Origin of the sequence: Burkholderia sp. IO2, from assembly GCF_029522185.1 — a bacterium.
GTDB classification, from domain to species: domain Bacteria; phylum Pseudomonadota; class Gammaproteobacteria; order Burkholderiales; family Burkholderiaceae; genus Burkholderia; species Burkholderia cenocepacia.
On sequence record NZ_JAKWFH010000003.1, the window covers coordinates 148,120 to 165,161 of the forward strand.

15 protein-coding genes are annotated in these 17,042 nt (G+C 66.5%); 6 read left to right on the forward strand and 9 right to left on the reverse strand.

What is annotated here, in order from left to right; genetic code table 11:
• The first annotated feature begins 52 nt into the window (after positions 1-52).
• Positions 53-859 (forward strand): OXA-1043 family class D beta-lactamase, encoded by an 807-nt coding sequence (gene blaOXA, locus MMB92_RS03040; protein ID WP_277562505.1) that lies wholly within the window; start codon positions 53-55, stop codon positions 857-859.
• Positions 856-1,995 (forward strand): acyltransferase, encoded by a 1,140-nt coding sequence (locus MMB92_RS03045; protein ID WP_062885221.1) that lies wholly within the window; start codon positions 856-858, stop codon positions 1,993-1,995. Before blaOXA ends, MMB92_RS03045 begins: the two co-directional genes overlap by 4 nt.
• Before the next feature lie 105 nt (positions 1,996-2,100).
• Here MMB92_RS03045 and MMB92_RS03050 read toward each other — a convergent pair whose 3' ends face one another.
• From MMB92_RS03050 to MMB92_RS03075, 6 genes are all read right to left on the reverse strand, one after another.
• Entirely contained in the window at positions 2,101-2,844 is a 744-nt protein-coding gene (locus MMB92_RS03050; protein WP_058902661.1) for a hypothetical protein, read from the reverse strand.
• Positions 2,845-2,860: 16 nt separating this feature from the next.
• A complete protein-coding gene (locus tag MMB92_RS03055; protein ID WP_077021670.1) occupies positions 2,861-4,252 on the reverse strand; it encodes an alkaline phosphatase in 1,392 nt (463 codons plus the stop codon).
• Between the two features lie 32 nt (positions 4,253-4,284).
• On the reverse strand, positions 4,285-5,718 hold the full coding sequence (locus MMB92_RS03060) for an alkaline phosphatase (protein WP_058902659.1): 1,434 nt from the start codon (positions 5,716-5,718) through the stop codon (positions 4,285-4,287).
• A 153-nt stretch (positions 5,719-5,871) separates the two neighbouring features.
• Positions 5,872-6,462 (reverse strand): methyltransferase domain-containing protein, encoded by a 591-nt coding sequence (locus MMB92_RS03065; RefSeq protein WP_034202873.1) that lies wholly within the window; start codon positions 6,460-6,462, stop codon positions 5,872-5,874.
• Positions 6,463-6,929: 467 nt separating this feature from the next.
• Entirely contained in the window at positions 6,930-8,651 is a 1,722-nt protein-coding gene (poxB, locus tag MMB92_RS03070; protein WP_034178655.1) for a ubiquinone-dependent pyruvate dehydrogenase, read from the reverse strand.
• A gap of 146 nt (positions 8,652-8,797) precedes the next feature.
• On the reverse strand, positions 8,798-9,298 hold the full coding sequence (locus MMB92_RS03075) for an Lrp/AsnC ligand binding domain-containing protein (protein WP_058902658.1): 501 nt from the start codon (positions 9,296-9,298) through the stop codon (positions 8,798-8,800).
• Positions 9,299-9,493: 195 nt separating this feature from the next.
• On the opposite strand from MMB92_RS03075, the gene MMB92_RS03080 reads away from it, so the two are divergent.
• Positions 9,494-10,510, forward strand: a complete 1,017-nt coding sequence (locus MMB92_RS03080) for a 1-aminocyclopropane-1-carboxylate deaminase (protein ID WP_006485468.1) — start codon at positions 9,494-9,496, stop codon at positions 10,508-10,510.
• A gap of 199 nt (positions 10,511-10,709) precedes the next feature.
• On the opposite strand, the gene MMB92_RS03085 is transcribed toward MMB92_RS03080, so the two are convergent.
• From MMB92_RS03085 to MMB92_RS03095, 3 genes are all read right to left on the reverse strand, one after another.
• Complete coding sequence (locus MMB92_RS03085; RefSeq protein ID WP_277562506.1) at positions 10,710-11,708, reverse strand: hypothetical protein; 999 nt, start codon at positions 11,706-11,708, stop codon at positions 10,710-10,712.
• Positions 11,709-11,839: 131 nt separating this feature from the next.
• Entirely contained in the window at positions 11,840-12,667 is an 828-nt protein-coding gene (locus MMB92_RS03090; protein WP_006498538.1) for a hypothetical protein, read from the reverse strand.
• 122 nt (positions 12,668-12,789) lie between these two features.
• Positions 12,790-13,377 (reverse strand): tetratricopeptide repeat protein, encoded by a 588-nt coding sequence (locus MMB92_RS03095; RefSeq protein WP_006491392.1) that lies wholly within the window; start codon positions 13,375-13,377, stop codon positions 12,790-12,792.
• Between the two features lie 364 nt (positions 13,378-13,741).
• Between MMB92_RS03095 and MMB92_RS03100 the strand changes: the two genes are divergently transcribed.
• The 3 genes from MMB92_RS03100 to atsR all read left to right on the forward strand — a co-directional run bounded on the left by MMB92_RS03100 (position 13,742) and on the right by atsR (position 17,011).
• The gene (locus MMB92_RS03100; protein ID WP_034202876.1) at positions 13,742-14,617 is read left to right on the forward strand and encodes a helix-turn-helix domain-containing protein; all 876 of its coding nucleotides are present in this window, start codon (positions 13,742-13,744) and stop codon (positions 14,615-14,617) included.
• 68 nt (positions 14,618-14,685) lie between these two features.
• On the forward strand, positions 14,686-15,189 hold the full coding sequence (locus MMB92_RS03105) for a molybdopterin-dependent oxidoreductase (protein WP_264835971.1): 504 nt from the start codon (positions 14,686-14,688) through the stop codon (positions 15,187-15,189).
• A gap of 1 nt (position 15,190) precedes the next feature.
• Complete coding sequence (atsR, locus tag MMB92_RS03110) at positions 15,191-17,011, forward strand: hybrid sensor histidine kinase/response regulator AtsR (protein WP_264835972.1); 1,821 nt, start codon at positions 15,191-15,193, stop codon at positions 17,009-17,011.
• Positions 17,012-17,042: the final 31 nt, after the last annotated feature.

Consider the following 17,042-nt stretch of genomic DNA (forward strand, 5'->3'; position numbering starts at 1 on the left):
GCCGCTTCCCGCCCGCCCCGCGCACCTTCCGCACCTTTCCAAGGAGTTGCACTTGAAGCCCTGGCGCCATGCGCTGTTCGCCTTCGCCGGCCTCCTGGCCGCCGCGTCTTCCGGCGCCCATCCCGTCTGCACGGTCGTCGCCGACGCCGCCACCGGCAAGGTGCTCGTGCAGCAGGGCGATTGCACGACCCGCGTGACGCCGGCATCGACGTTCAAGGTCGCAATCGGCCTGATGGGCTTCGACGCCGGCGTGCTGAAGGACGCGCACACGCCCACGCTCGATTTCCATGCCGGCTACCCCGACTGGGGCGGGGCGCCGTGGCGCGAGCCGACCGACCCGGCACGCTGGATGAAGCTGTCGATCTTCTGGTATTCGCAGCAGGTCACGCAGGCGCTGGGGCAAGCGCGCTTCCAGCAGTACACGAGCGCGTTCGGCTACGGCAACGCCGACGTCACCAGCAACGAGGGCGAACGGCCCGGGGTGATGGGCGCGTGGGTCAATGCGTCGCTACGCATCTCGCCGCTCGAACAGGTCGCGTTCATGCGCAGGATCGCGCAACGGACGCTGCCCGTCAGCGCGCACGCGTACGACATGATCGCGCGCATCACGCTGATCGACGCGCAACCGGGCGGCTGGACGGTGCACGGCAAGACCGGCACCGGCTCGCCCGGTATCCAGTACGACGCCGCACACGCATACGGCTGGTTCGTCGGCTGGGCGACGCAGGGTGCGCGCACGCTGGTGTTCGCGAACCTGATCCAGGACGACGCGCGGCAGACGCCGAATGCCGGCCTGCGCGCGCGCGACACGCTCCTCGCGGCGCTGCCGACGCTCGCCGAACCGGCCCGGCCGCAATGAGCGCCGCGCCCCGCAACGCCCGCATCGACCTGCTGCGCGGCATCTCGATCCTGCTCGTGCTGCTGCATCACTTCAACATCGCGTATTCGCTGCGCGACACCGCGCTCGCGCGCGTGCCCGGCTGGGACACGATCCATGCGATCGTGCGCAACGGCAACTACGGCGTGACGATGTTCTTCGCGATCTCGGGCTACCTGATCACGTCGAACGCGCGCCGCCGCTGGGGCAGCCTCGGCGCGCTCGACGTGCGCGCGTTCTACGTGTCGCGCATCGCGCGGATCGTCCCGTGCCTGCTTCTGCTGCTCGCGCTCGTCAACGGCCTCGCGGCGGCCGGCGTGCCGATCTTCGCGAACCACGCGCCGCAGGGCGTCGCCGTGTCGTACTGGCTCGTGAATCTGGCGTCGCTCACGTTCTGGATGAACGTGCTGATCGGCGCGTACGGATGGGTCAACTACGCGCTCGCCGTGCTGTGGTCGCTGTCGGTCGAAGAGGTGTTCTACCTGTCGTTTCCGCTGCTGTGCATCGCACTGCGTCGCGACACGCGGTTGCTCGCGTTCTGGCTGCTGATCGCCGCGATCGGCCCCGTGTACCGCTACACGCATCCGGGTGACGAAGGCGGGTTCCTCTATGCGTACTTCGCGTGCTTCGACGGCATCGCGATCGGCTGCTGCACCGCGCTGCTCGCCGAACGCGCGCAATGGCGCAAGCTTGCAGCCACGCCCGTGCAGTGGCTTGTCGCGACACTGATGACCGCGCTCTATCTCGCGTGGCCGATCGCCGAAAGCCATGTGCTCGGCGTGTCCGCGATGGCGCTCGGCACGGCCGTGCTGCTGATCGGCGCCCATGCGGAACGCGCCCCCGCTCGCGGTCGCCTGCTCGCGCCGCTGCGCTGGAGCGGCCGGCTCAGCTACGAGCTGTATCTGTTCCACCTGATCGTGCTCGGCACGCTGCGCACGTTCTGGCCGCCGTCTGCCACGCATGGCGACGGCAAGCTGGTGCTGCTCATCGCGTATCTGGCGCTGTCGGCCGGCGTGAGTGCGGTCATCGCGCGCGGCTATGCGACGCCGCTCGATCGCTTCATCAAGCGTGCGGCGTCGCGGCCCGCGGCGCCAGTGACGGACAGCGCGCGCGTGTAGCTTCCCGCACGTCGCGGCGAACAAGGCGGAAGCGGCCAGGGCCACGCGGTATCGCCTGCACGATACCGGCCGGCCCGACCGCAAGCGCCTCTTGCGCCGCGTCGCTCAATCGAGATAGTCCGCGTATTCCTTGCGCGAATAGCCGGCGAGCGTCTGCCACGGCAACGTGTCCCGCCGCGCGGCCGGTGCCGGCGTCAACGTCAGCTTGCGCGTCACGCGGCCGTCCGCGCTGCGGTATTCGACCGACAGCGGCGCCTGCAACCGCTCGCTCCACAGAATCCGGTTCGCGCCGCGCGCGCCGGGCGTGTCCACGGCCTGCTCGTACCAGACGGTGCCGGGCGCGTCGCCGCGCTTGGCGACCGCGAGCCGCTTCAACTGCGACGGCGGCGTCACGTAGTACGCGTTGTCCCACGAGCCGTCGAAGCCCGTGGTTTCGTACTCGGCCGGCGGCACGCTGACGACCGTCCGGTTCGCCACGTCCACGTACTCGATGCGAGCCGACTTGCCGTCGTACGTGACGTGCCGCGCGGCGGCCTGGAAGTTGAAATGCTCGTGGCCGGCGTGGGCCGCGGCCGGTTTTACCCCGGCGCGGCGACCCGCATCGTGATCGTGGTCATGACCGTGATCGTCGCCATGCTCGCCACCGGCCGCCGCCGCGGGCAGCACGCGCTCGACCCACACGTGGCCGTCGCGCCGCACCATCCGTTCACGATACAGCGTCGTGCGCGTCACGCCGTCGGCCGTGACCGTGCGGCTTTCGTGCTGCAGCACGGCGTCGAGATCGGCGGCGGCCACCGCGGGCAGTGCCACCCACCCGCAAGCGAGCACGCAGAGAAGCTGACGTTTCATCGTGACGTCATCCGGCTCAGAAGCCGAACGCCGAGCGCACGAGACCGAACACCTTCGTGTTGTCGATCGTGCCCTTGAACGCCTTCGCGTCCGCGCCGTCGGCGAACAGCATCACGTCGCCGCCCCCGTGCGTCTCCGATCCCGCGCTGCCCATCCGCACGCCGACTTCCTGCAGGTACGCTTCGTTCATCGCGGTGGCCGAATCGACCGACGCGCGCACGTTCGGCCGGTTGGCACCGTTGCCGAACACCAGCGTCGTGTAGGTATTGCCGTCGGCATCCTTGCTCGGCTGACCGTCGCGATAGTTGCGGCTGATGTCGAGAATCGGGTTGCCGCGCTTCGAATAGCCGTTGATCGTCATCGTGTGGTCGTGGTCGGCCGTCACGACGATCAGCGTATTCGCCAGGTCGACCTTCGACAGCGCGACGCGGATCGCTTCGTCGAACGCCGCCGTGTCTTCGAGCGCGCGCTTCGCGTTGGTGCCGTGCAGCGCGTGATCGATCCGGCCGCCTTCGACCATCAGGAAATAGCCGTTCGAATTCTTCGACAGCACGTCGATCGCCTTCGACGTCATGTCGGCCAGGCTCGGCTGCGTCGGCCCTTCGCCCTTGCCCGCGACGCGATCGAGTTCGTACTCGAGATGACTGGTCGAGCTGAAGAGACCGACCAGCTTGCCGTTGCCGACCTGCGCGAGCTGATCCCGGGTCGCGACGACCGTGTAGCCCTTCGCCTTCATCTCGTCGAGCAGGTTGCGCCCGTCGGCACGGCCGCGCTTGTTCGACACCGGATCGAACGGCGTCCAGTGGTTGCGGCCGCCGCCCATCAGCACGTCGACGCCGTCGCCGAGCGCCGCGTTGTAGCCCGCGCCGCCGGGCACGGCCTGCGCGGCGATGTCGTACTGCGCATCGCGATGGCAGATGTGTGAATAGGTCGCGGCCGGCGTCGCATGTGTGAGCTCGGTGGTCGTGATCGCGCCGACCGCCTTGCCGCGCGCCTTCGCCAGTTCCAGCAGCGTCGCGACCGGCTGGCCGTTGCCCGGTGCGCAATGGTTGACGGTCTTGTTGCCGTTGACGTCGCTGCCCGGCGCGACCGCGCGCGTGTCGGACGACATCGACAGCACTTCGTTGTTCATCTTCACGCCGGTCATGTACGCGGCCATCGACGGCGCGCTGTCGGTCGTCTGCGCGTCGTTCGAGAAGGTCTTGACGCGCGCGGTGCGGGCCAGCTTCTCCATCGTCAGTTGCCCCGATTCGCCGACCTTGTAGATCCGGCTCGCGGTCACGGTCGTCGGCCCCATGCCGTCGCCGAGAAAGAAGATCACGTTCTTCGCCTGGCCGGCGGCCTGCGCCGCGCCGCACGCGAAACCCGCGACGGCCAGCGCCGCCGCGATGCACTTGATGGTCGACATCCTGTATTCCCCTGTACCCGTGTTGTCGGCGCTCAAAGCTGCACCGCGTTGCGCACCAGCTCGAAGACCCTGTTGTTCTCGATCACGCCGTGGAACGCATCCGCGCCGCGACCGATCGCACCGAGGAACACATCGGTGCCGCCGTGCGTCTCGCTGCCCTTGTCCATTCGCACGACCGCCTCCTGGCGATAGTCGTCGGCGCCCGTCACCGCATCGGTCAGCGCGGTGCCCGCGCGGCTGCCCTGCACGCGGTTCTCGCCGTTGCCGAAGCCGATGATCGTGTACGGCGCGCCGTCCGCGTCCTTCGCGATCGCGCCCGTCTGGTAGCTGCGCAGCACGCCCAGCACGCCGGGCTTGCCCGCTTCCGTCTTGCCGGTGCGCGCCGCATAGCCGTTCAGCACCAGCGTGTGATCGTGATCGGCCGTGACGACGATCAGCGTGTTCGTCAGGTCGGGATCGGTCTTGCGGACCTTGTCGAGCGTCGCCTTGATCGCGTTATCGAACGCGATCGTGTCCTGCAGCGCGCGCTTCGCATTGGTGTCGTGCAGCGCGTGATCGATCCGGCCGCCCTCGACCATCAGGAAATAGCCGTTCGGGTTGGCCTGCAGCACGTCGAGCGCGCGCGTGGCCATGTCGGCGAGGCTCGGCTCCCTGGTCGCGCCGCGATCGAGGTCGTAGCTCATGTGGCTCGACGCGAACAGGCCGACCAGCTTGCCGCGCTTCGTCGCATCGGCGGCCAGCAGGTCGTCGCGGTTCTGCGCGAACGCGTAGCCTTTCGCCTTCAGCTCGTTGACCAGGTTGCGGCCATCGGTGCGCTTGCCGCCGCCGTCCTTCGGCACGAAGAATTGCGCGCCGCCGCCGAGCACGACGTCGACGCCGTCGCCCAGCGCGCCGTTGTAGCCCGCGCCGCCCGGCACGAGCTGCGCGGCGATGTCGTTCTCGGCATCGCGGTGGCACACGTGCGCATACGTCGCGGCGGGCGTCGCGTGCGTGACGCGCGTGGTCGTCACGACGCCGGTCGCCATCCCGTTCGCCTTCGCGATTTCGAGCAGCGTCGACACCGACTTGCCGTTGTTCGCGCCGCAGTTGCCGGTGAGGCCCGCGCTCGGCTCGATCGCCTTCGTGTCGGGCGACATCGAGATCACTTCGTTGTTGGTCTTGACGCCGGTCATGTACGCCGACATCGACGGCGCGCTGTCCGTCACCTGCGCATCGTTCGAATAGGTCTTCACGAACGCGGATTCCGGCAACGTATCGATCGTCAGCGCGCCGTCTTCACCGACGCCGTAGATGCGTGCCGCCGTCAGCGTCGTCATCCCCATCCCGTCGCCGAGGAAAAAGATCACGTTGCGCGCCGCCGTCTTCACCGGGGCGGGTGTCGAGCTGGTCGGGCCGTCGTCGCTGCCGCATCCGGCCAGCGCAAAGGCGCCGGCACACAGCAGCGCCGCCATTTTGATTCGATTCATGTTGCCGATCTCCCCCGCCGTTGATGCTTTCGAAATGAAAGGCGATGGTAGGAAGCCGATGTGACGGCAAGATGAATGGAAACTGGAAGGATCGGTATGGCTGATGAAAGGATGGAACGAGGCGCCGCGTCCGGGCGCCCCGCGCGACCGGGCTCAGCCGGCGTATGCGGCGGCGGCGCAGCGCACGGTGACGATTCGTGCAGGTGGAAGATTGGCCCAGACGATCCGGCTGCCGCTGGCAACGAATGCCGAGTCGCCGAGCGGATGACGGCCTGGCGGGCGCAGGTCGTAGGTGAATTGAATCATCACGCCGTCGGCCGACAGCACGCGATGGCATTGACCGACGATCGCCGCCACGGCTTCACGGGGCAGCGTGCGCAGCGGCAGGCACGACACGATCGCGTCGACCGTCGCGCCCGGCGGCAGCAACCGCTCGAGCTGCCGTGCGTCGCCCGACACGATCGAGATACCGGGAAAGCGCCGTCGCAGATGCTGCACGAACGCCGGCGAGCGTTCGACGACGACGAGACGCCGGGGCGCGACGCCGCGTTCCAGCAGCGCCGCGGTGATCGCGCCGGTGCCGCCGCCGAGTTCGACGACCAGCCCGTCGCCATCCGGCACCGCGTCGGCCATCTCGCGCGCCAGATGCCGCGAACTCGGGCACAACGCGCCGACCGCGGCCGGCCGGCCGACCCACTCGCGCACGAACAGTGCCGAGACACGCCACGCGTTGGGCCACGTCATAGGCGGGCCTCCGGCGCATGCGCGCGCGGCGGCGACAGGCCGACGACTGCGCGGGACAGGGCTACGGCGACACGGGCAAGGTTCATGCGCATCCTCCTGGGCGAATCGGTCCGCCGCGGGACACGCGACGATCAATCGATTCTAGGAAACGCAAACTTAAGACGACGTGAAGATTGACCCTGATTCTCCTGACCAATTCGTGCCGGATCGGCCGTCGATTGCCGAGCCATCATCGATGCGCTGCCGCGACTGCGCGGGATAACGCGCGTCGACCAACCGGGCCTGCCGCAGCGCCGTGTCGATCGCGGCGCGAGTGCGGTCCTTATGGGTACGGCGGCCGAAATGGGGTCAGCACTTCGGCCGCCATATCGTTGTTCCCGCCGTTCATCGAAACCGTGCGCAAGTGAGCGGTACAGCCCCGCCTGCGAACCGCGCGTCACGCTCGCCGCACGACGCGCGATACACCGTCACCGCAAGTTGGTTCTCGCCAGTTCCACGATCTCGTCGCCGCGCCCGCTGAGAATCGCACGCAGCATGAACAGGCTGAAGCCCTTCGCATGCGCGAGCTCGATCTTCGGCGGCATCGCGAGCTCGTACTTCGACGTGACGACGTCGACCACCGCCGGCCCGTCATGCTCGAACGCGGTGCGCAATGCGTGTTCGACGTTCTCCGAATGCTCGACGCGCACGCTGAAGATGCCGGCGCCCTTCGCAATCGCCGCGAAGTCGGTCGGGCTCAGGTCGACGTTCGTGTCGAGATAGCCGGCCGCCTTCAGCTCCATCGACACGAAGCCGAGCAGGCTGTTGTTGTACACGACGATCTTGATCGGCAGCTTGAGCTGGCGCGCGCTCAGCAGATCGCCGAGCAGCATCGACAGCCCGCCGTCGCCCGACAGCGACACGACCTGCCGCCCCGGATGCGCACCTTGCGCGCCGAGCGCCTGCGGCATCGCATTCGCCATCGACCCATGGTTGAACGAGCCGTGCAGTTGCCGCTTGCCGTTCATCGTCAGGTAGCGCGCCGCCCAAAGCGTCGGCGTGCCGACGTCGGCCGTGAAGATCGCATCGTCGGCCGCGACCTCGTCGATGATCTTCGTCAGGTACTGCGGATGGATCGCGCGGCCCGGCGGCTCGGCCACCGCGAGATCGTCGAGCCCCTTGCGCGCGGCCGCGTAGTGCTTCAGCGCATTCTCGAGGAAGCGCCGCTGCGTCTTGCGCGTGAGCCGCGGCAGCAGCGCCGCGATCGTTTCCTTCACGGTGCCCACCAGCCCGAGCGCGAGCGGCGCGCGATGGCCGAGCTGCGAGCCCTTCCAGTCGATCTGCGCGATCTTCGCGTGGGCCGGATAGAACGGCCGGTACGGGAAATCCGTGCCGAGCATCAGCAACGTGTCGCACGATTCCATCGCGTGATAGCCGGAACTGAAACCGATCAGCCCCGTCATCCCGACGTCGAACGGGTTGTCCCATTCGACGAACTGCTTGCCGCGCAGCGCATGCACGACCGGCGCGCCGAGCGTGTCGGCCAGCGCGACCACCTCGTCGTGCGCGCCCTGCGTGCCGCTGCCGCACAGCAGCGTGACCGCATCCGACCCGTTGAGCAGCGCCGCGAGCCGGTCGAGGTCGGCATCGGCCGGCAGGATCGCCGGCGGCGCCGCGTCGCTCCACGCGGGCGCTTCGTCGGGGCCGTCGCCGAGCGCGATGTCGCCCGGCAGCACGATCACCGCCACGCCGCGCTCGTCGATCGCGGTGCGCATCGCGCGCGCCAGCACGCGCGGGAACTGCGACGCGTTCGTCACGAGTTCGGCGAAGTGGCTGCATTCGCGGAACAGCTCCTGCGGATGGGTTTCCTGGAAATAGCCGAGACCGATCTCGGTGGACGGGATGTGCGCGGCGATCGCGAGCACCGGCTGGTGATTGCGGTGGCAGTCGTACAGCCCGTTGATCAGGTGCAGGTTGCCTGGGCCGCAACTGCCCGCGCACACCGCGAGCCGCCCGGTCGACGCGGCGTCGGCGCCGGCCGCGAACGCCGCACTTTCCTCGTGCCGCGTGTGCATCCAGCGGATCGAGCCGAGCTGGCTCAGGCTGAACGACAGGCCGTTCAGGCTGTCGCCCGTCACGCCCCAGATGCGCTCGACGCCCGCTGCCGCGAGCGTCTTCGCCAGGTATTCCGCCATCGTCTGTCTTGCCATGATGCCCTCACAGTTGGGTTGTCGCGACATGCAGCCACTGCCCTGCATCGGCGCATGATAGTCAAGGACGCGAACTGACGTATGAACGGTGCAATCGCGATTCGTTCCGCGCGGCCGACCGACGCGAAACCGGCCGTCCCGCCGCGCTACAGCGGCAACGCATGGGTCGACAGGATCTCCTTGAGCACCATGAACGAACGCACCTGCCGTACGCCCGGCAGGTACAGCAGTTGTTCCGCGTGCAGCCGATTGAAGCTGTCGTTGTCGCGCGTGCGCACGAGCATGAAATAGTCGAACTCGCCGGTCACGACATGGCACTCGACGCACCCCGACACCTTCTGCGCGGCCTTCTCGAACGCGGCGAACGTTTCCGGCGTCGAGCGATCGAGCACGAAGCCGATCACGACCAGCATCCCGGCGCCGAGCGGCTTCGGCTCGAGCAACGCGACGATGCCGCGAATCAGCCCCATTTCCTTCAGCCGCTCGACGCGCCTTAGGCACGCCGGCGCGCTCAGCTTCACTTTCGCCGCGAGGCTCACGTTCGAGATCGACGCGTCCTGCTGCAATTGCCGCAGGATCGCGCGGTCGATCCGGTCGAGCGCCGGTGCGGCGTCGGCCGGCGATGCACTGCTTCGATCTAATTTCATTGCGCAAACCTCGTTTTAGACGAATTGAAATTGTTTATCTTCCGCTCATATCGTCGATAACGTAGGCTGCCGCAATTGATTTCGCAAGCTCATTTCCCGTGCTTCTGCCTATCATTTTCGTCATCGGACCACGGCCTGCCGGCCGCGCCCGAACGATCCGATTTCCGCCTCGTCCCCTGTTCCGGAGCCCCGCCGATGAATCTGCAACGCTTCCCCCGTTATCCGCTGACGTTCGGCCCGACGCCCATCCAGCCGCTCAAGCGCCTGAGCGCGCATCTCGGCGGCAAGGTCGAGCTGTATGCGAAGCGTGAGGACTGCAACAGCGGTCTCGCGTTCGGCGGCAACAAGACGCGCAAGCTCGAATATCTCGTTCCCGACGCGCTCGCTCAAGGCGCGGATACGCTCGTGTCGATCGGCGGCGTGCAGTCGAACCAGACGCGCCAGGTCGCGGCCGTCGCCGCGCATCTCGGGATGAAGTGCGTGCTCGTGCAGGAGCACTGGGTCAACTATGAAGATCCGGTGTACGACCGGGTCGGCAACATCCAGTTGTCGCGGATGATGGGCGCCGACGTGCGGCTCGTAGCCGACGGCTTCGACATCGGCATTCGCCGTAGTTGGGAAGAAGCGATGGAGAGCGTGCGACAGGCGGGCGGCAAGCCGTATCCGATTCCGGCCGGCTGTTCCGAGCATCCGCTCGGCGGCCTCGGGTTCGTCGGCTTCGCCGAAGAAGTGCGCGCGCAGGAAGCCGAGCTCGGCTTCAGGTTCGACTACGTCGTCGTCTGCTCGGTGACGGGCAGCACGCAGGCAGGGATGGTCGTCGGCTTCGCGGCCGACGGGCGCGCGGACCGCGTGATCGGCATCGATGCTTCGGCGAAGCCGGAACAGACGCGCGAACAGATCACGCGCATCGCACGGCATACGGCCGAGCTAGTCGGGCTCGGCCGCGATATCGTCGAACGGGATGTCGTGCTCGACACGCGTTACGGCGGCCCGGAATATGGGCTACCGAGCGACGGCACGCTGGAAGCAATTCGGCTGTGCGCGCGGTTGGAAGGCATGCTGACGGATCCCGTTTATGAAGGAAAATCGATGCACGGGATGATCGACAAGGTGCGGCTCGGGGAATTCGAGCCGGGGTCGAAGGTGTTGTACGCGCATCTCGGCGGGGCGCCGGCGTTGAGTGCGTATAACGGGATTTTTCGCAACGGGTGACGTCGCTTTTCGAGACAGTTCGCACTTAACGGCCCCGGTACCCAAACCGACACACGTATAAATTGAAATGCCGCCGGCAAGCCGGCGGCGAAAGATGCAGCCGCATATCACGTGGCGCACCTGAGGCACTCGATTCGACGTACTCGGATCGTGCTAGTTGCAACGACTCGCGCAATGCAGCAGCGGGCAACGCGCCCGCCTAATTCTGCGTGAGCGGATTTAGCGTCGTGCACAGGAAGCCCGTGCAGTTCTTCGGCGTGAAATAGAACGATGCCATCACCGGCGTGGGGGTGCCCAGAGCCAGATCGCTCAGATAGGCGCCTCCTTGCGCGCCGAACGTATTGGCCTGCTGCACGAAGCTCGCGCCGGTCGACTGGATCGCGGCCGACTGGTACGTGAAGGTCGGCGACTGCGTCTGGTCCTTCACGTAGATCCACGAGATCGCGGTACCGAATGCCATGCCGCCCTTCGCGCGATAACCCTTCGCCCCTTCGCTGTTGGCCTGTGCAATGAAGTCGTTGACGGTCGACGTCGGCGCCAGCGCGTCGTACGTATAGGTCGCGTTCGACGCGTTATTCTTCATGTACACGTTCGCCTGCACGGCGCCCACCATCAGCGGGCCGAGCAACCAGTAGCCCGACTGGCCCTGGCCGTTCGCCTGCGTGAGGAACGCGTTGGCATCGGCCGGCAGGCTAGTCGTCGTGTACGTGTAGGTGGCGGATGAACCGCCATCCTTGCGATAGAGATCGCCGTACGTGAGCGGCCCTTCGTAGCGGTAGCCGCTCGCCCCCTGCGCGTTGGCCGCATTAACGAAGGACGTCATGTCGGCCGGTGCCGTCTGCAACTGGTATGTGTAGGTCTGCGCGGTGCCATCGTTCACGAAGATCGACTGCGTTCCGCCATTGCCCGCAGTGTAGAAGTAGTCACCCAGATAGCGATAGCCCTTCGCGCCTTCGTTGTTGATCAGCGTCAGGAAGCTCGCCTTGTCGGCCGCGACAGGCTGCGCCTCGTAGCGCCACGTCAGCGTGACGCCGCCCGAGCCACCCGAACCGCCGCTGCCGCCGGAACCCGTGCCGCCGCTGCCGCCGTTGTTGGTCGTGCCCGACCCGCCGGACGCCGCGGGCGAGGAATTGTCGTCGCCACCGCCGCAAGCGGTCAGCGCCAGACAGGTCAATGCAATCAGTGCAACGGCTTTCATCGGGATCACCCTCCGAACGAACAGGACGAACGCAGCCGGTACGCGCGCATCGTGCCGCACGCACCGACCCTCACGAATCGGACACCAGGAATCAAGGCAATCGGCCGGCGGCCCTCGCCGGCCCGGCGACGTCAGTTGACCTGCAGCTGGCCACCGCGGCCCAGCCCGCCCTTGACGTCCTGCGCCTTGTAGCTGCGCAGCGCGACGACCATCTTGTTGTACGCATCGATGAACGCGACGACCGTCGCCTTGCCTTCCGGCGTCGACGAGAAGCCCGCCAGCGCGCCGCCCACGCCGCCACCGAAGCCACCCAGCGCCGCGCCGTAGTTGGTCGCCGTCGAGCTGCCCTCCGACGCCGCGATCTGCACCGCCGAGCGCACGTCGAACAGCGTCAGCGTCACGACCGACGCCTTCGTCTGCAGGTGGCCCGCCACCGCCGCCACCGCGCTGTTGCCGATCAGCCCGCCGATCATGCTGCCGATCCCGCCGATCGGCGAATCGTTGATCACGATCTGCGGCTCCATGTAGTAGTCGGCCGCGACACGCTGGCCCTTCTGCTGCTTCGAGCCCGCGCGGTATTCGCCCGAGTTGCGCTGCAGCTGCGTGATGCGCGACAGGCGCGCGTCGCTCTTCTGGTTGCCGATCGACGTGATCACGAAGCAGTTCGACTGCTGCACCGCCAGGCGCAGCAGCGGGTCGATTGTGGTCATCTTGGTCGCGCTGCCGAACGGGCCCCACCAGTCGGCATTGCGGCCGTCGTCGACCGCGATCGTGCCGAGCGGCGACGTGCAGCGCTGCAGTTGCGAATCGGCGCCGGCGCTCGCGCCGCCAGCCGCGGCGCCCGTCACGCCGGCGTTCTGCCCGCCGGGCGTCACCACGCCGCCGCAACCCGCGACGGACGCGCCAAGCGCTGCAACCAGCGCACCTTGAGTGAGACGTTGGAGAAGGTTGGTCTTCATTGTCGTTGTCGATCGATTAGAGTCGTTGTTCGGCTTATGTGTCCGTGCGAACTTCGATAAGCCCCCCGGCGTGGCGCGCGATGGTGGTCTCCCCGCGGCTGCCCCCGTTGCTCGATGCCCGGTCAGTAGTACCAGTACGTCTGCTGCCAGACGCCGTAGTACGGATAGCCCGAGTACCAGTAGCCGTAATAGACGTCACGCCATTGCGTGCGCCATTTCCAGTCTTCTTCGTCTTCTTTCTTCGCCTTGCGCGCGAGATCGAGCAGCTTTTTCGATTCCTTGTCGCCGCGGCCGGCCGCGATCGACAGCCACTTCTCCGCTTCGCGCGCATCCGAGCCCATTTCCTCGAGGCCGAACAGGTAGAAACTGCCGAGCGCCTTCTGCGCGTTCAGGTCGCCGCGTTCGGCGGCCTCGCGCATCCACTTGAGCGCCTGGTAGCTGTCCTGGCGCACGCCGTCGCCGCGGAAATAGCGCAGGCCGAGGTCGTAGGCGGCCTTCGGCTGGGTCTTCGCGGTCTGCTTGAGCGCGGCGATGCGCGGCTCTTCGCGGTCTTCCGCCTCGTCCCTTTTTTGATAGGAGACCTGATCTTTAGGGCGATCGGAACAACCTGTGTCGTCGCAGATCCGTACCGTGTTCCCGGTGACGGACGGATCCTGCGCGCACGCGGCCAACAGCAACAACAGCCCCGGTGCGAGTAAACGGCGATACATGGGTACTTTCCTCAAATTTTTATCGGCGCCGCAATGCTTCGAGCTATCCCACCCCGCGAGCTCGTACCCGGTTGCGCGCGGCGCAGCGGATACAATTCCATCCGCCAACGCCGACACGCAGTCCTAGGCTCTCTCAGGTTCTCTCTTCGAATCGTTCCATCACTACTTCATTGCTGCCGCTTTTCGCTGTCCGATCAGGGCCGGAATCGATCTCCAAACATGACGCAACAAACAATAGTGACGTGGTGAGCAATAATAATGGAGAAAAACGGCATGTCAAGGCCCTTAGCGTGTTTGAAGTTTGCGTGACACGTCAGCTTTGATATGCTCTACCTCGCCCAAAACCCCTGGAGACCCCATCGAGATGTCCACCACCGAGCAGGCCAACGTCGATCTCATCACCGCCAACAAGGTGCGCGATCTCCTGAACCGGAACGGCATTCCGCCGCGCAGCCACAACACGACGATCGCGAACGTGCTCGGCCTGAGCTTCTCGGTCGTCACGCGCAAGATGAAAGGCCTGATCCCGTGGAACCTGTCGCAGTTGCAGGACATCGCGACGCACTTCGGCGTGCCACCCGCGATCCTGCTCGACGACAAGGGCACGCAGCCGGCCGCGGCCGAGATGATCGACGCGACGTTCGTGATCGAGTCGAAGCGCTTTCGCTGCCGCGCCGCGATCTCGACGAAGGCGACCAGCCAGATCGAAACGGATTTCGTCGCGCTGCAGTGGCAGGGCGAATGGATCGTCACCGAACGCGAGCATGCGCGTGAGGGCCGCACGTATCCGGTCGACGTGATCGAGCTGCGCTCGGCGCAGCCGAACGTGTACGCGGCGCGCATCGCCGTGGTCGACGATTCGCACGACGTCGCCGAAACGGTCTGTGAATACTTCATCGAGAAAGGCGTGAACGCGATTCCGTACTTCGACGGTGTGAGCTTCCGCAAGGCGCTAGAGGTCGAGGATTTCGATGGCTACATCCTCGACTGGATGCTCGGCGACCAGACGGCCGCCGAACTCGTGCGCGGCATCCGCTCGAGCGAGAACAGCGGCGCGCCGATCTTCCTGCTGACTGGCAAGATCTCGACCGGCGAAGCGAGCGAGGACGAGATTGCGCACATCGTGTCGCACTACAACGCGCGCTGCGAAGAAAAGCCCGTGCGCCTGCCGATCCTGTTCGCGGAAGTCGCCCGCGAACTGAAACTCACGCTGCCGGCGGCAGCGGCCGCGACGAACTGAGCACCGAGCACGGAAACGGCGACCGGCGCGACAACCCACTACACGCACCATAAGACCGAGGGAAAAACATGCGCATTTCAACCATCTGGATCAAAAGCCTGCTGACAACCTGCCTGCTCGGGATGGCCGCTGCGGCATGGGCCGCGTCGTCGTTCACGTTCACCGTCGACGGCAAGATCAGCAAGAGTAACCAGCAGGGAAAGATGAGCTACGTCTTTTCCGAGCAGGCGCTGATGGCGCTGCCGCAGCATACGATCGTCACGTCGACGAGCTGGACGCCGAAGGCGACCTTCACCGGCCCGCGCCTGTCCGACGTGCTGAAGACGGTCGGCGCGCACGGCACGCAGATCGAATTTCGCTGCATCGACGAATACACGTTCACGATTCCCGTGTCGGACGCCGACAAGTACGGCGTGATCCTCGCGCGGACGATGAACGGCAAGGTGCTCGGCAACGACAACTACGGCCCGTTGTGGATCATGTATCCGCGAGACCAGTATCCCGACGAGCTGAAGACGCCGCTCGGCGAAGCCAAGTTCGCGTGGCAGATCATCGGTCTGACCGTGAAGTGACATGACGCGGCGGCGATGGAAAAATAGAAAAATCATCCTGGTCCTCGGCTCGCTGTGGATCATGGGGTTCGCCGCGTGGGCGTTCCTGCTGTGGGATCTCCTCGCCACCTCGGTCAACGAGGGCGTGCTCGAGGGGCCGCGCGAAGGCGTGTTCTGGACCGCCGCGCAATACCGAAACGTCTATACGCGCTTCGATCGTCAGCTGATTCTTTACGCGACGCGCGAGGACGACGACTTCGATCACGTGCAGATGCAGCTCGACAGCCTGTCGGTGTCGTTCGGGTTCCTGCAGCGGCCGTCGGAAGTGTCCCAATACTGGCTGCGCATCCCGCGCGCGCGCAACGAGATCGACGCGCTGGGCGAATTCATGACGCGCCTGAAGCGCGAGGTGCCGCTGCTGCGCGAGTCGCCGATGCAGGCGCGGCAGGTGATCGACGAAGTCAATGCGTATTGGCCGAAAGTTAACGGCCTCGCGAACTACTTCCGCGCGATCGAAATGGCTCAGCGCGATTTCACGTTCCATCAACTGAAGGACAAACAGCGCGCGATCCTGATCCTCGGCATCGTGCTCGGTGTGCTCCTGTGCGCGCTGTTCCTGCTGCTGCTCTATACGATGCGCACGCGCGACGACCTGCTCGAACGGCAAAACGCCGCGCTCGATGCGGAGCGCAAGGCGTCGGACCGCGCGTTCGAGATGATCGAGGCGAAGAATGCGTTCCTCGGGATGGTCAGCCACGAACTGCGCACGCCGCTGCAGGCGATCTGCGGATCGATCGAGATCCTGCTCGCGCGCTCGCAGTCCGACGCGAACCTGAAGACGATTCGGCGGCTGCAGAACTCCGCGCTGTCGCTGGAGGCGCTCGTCAAGGACCTCACCGACTACATCAAGCTGCGCTCGACGAAGCGCGTCGCCGAACTGGAGACCGTCGGCATCGCGCCGCTGCTCGCCGAAGCGCTCGAACCGCTACGCGAGAAGATCGTCGCGAAACGGATCGCGGTCACGCAGCTCGTCGAGCCGCCCGGCCTCGCGATCCGCTCCGATCGCAAGCTGCTGCGACAGGTGCTGTCGAATCTGATCGAGAACTCGGTCAAGTACACTGTCGGCGGCTCGATCACGGTCGCGATCACGCTTGCCGACGCGGCGGCCGGCCAGCAATTGAAGATCGCCGTGCGCGACACCGGCGCCGGCATCGCGAAACAACATCTGTCGAAGATCTTCGAGCCGTTCTATCGCGCGAACGACGCGGTCGGGCTGCACGTCGACGGGATCGGCATGGGGCTCGCGGTCGTGCGCGAAATCGTGACGACGCTACGCGGGCATGTGGACGTGCGCAGCGTGGTCGGCGAAGGCAGCGAGTTCGTCGTGACGCTGCCGGTCGAAGTGCCGGGCGTCGATACGGCCGGCACTGCCGCCGGCGATGCGCCCGCGCCGCCACCCGCGCTGGCGTGCCACGGCCGGCGCGCGCTGGTGGTCGACGACAACGACAACGCGCGCGAAACGCTCGGCGCGATGCTCTCGGCGCTCGGCGTCGACGCCGATCTGTGCGGCACCGGGCAGGAAGGCGTCGCGCGCTTCGGCACGGGCCGCTACGACCTCGTCGTGCTCGATCTCGAACTGCCGGACCTGAGCGGATTCGACGTGGCGCGGCGTATTCGGGCGGTGGCGGAACCCGACGACAACGGTCGGCATCCGGCGATCCTCGGCGTCAGCGCGTATGAATCGGCGGCGCTGCGCGAGAACCAGCGGGTGTTCGACGCGTTCCTGCCGAAGCCGGTCCACCTGCGCGAGCTCGGCGCGCTCGTCGAGACACTGCTCGCCTGAGCCGCGCGCCGGCGCGGCATCACGCGTGCCC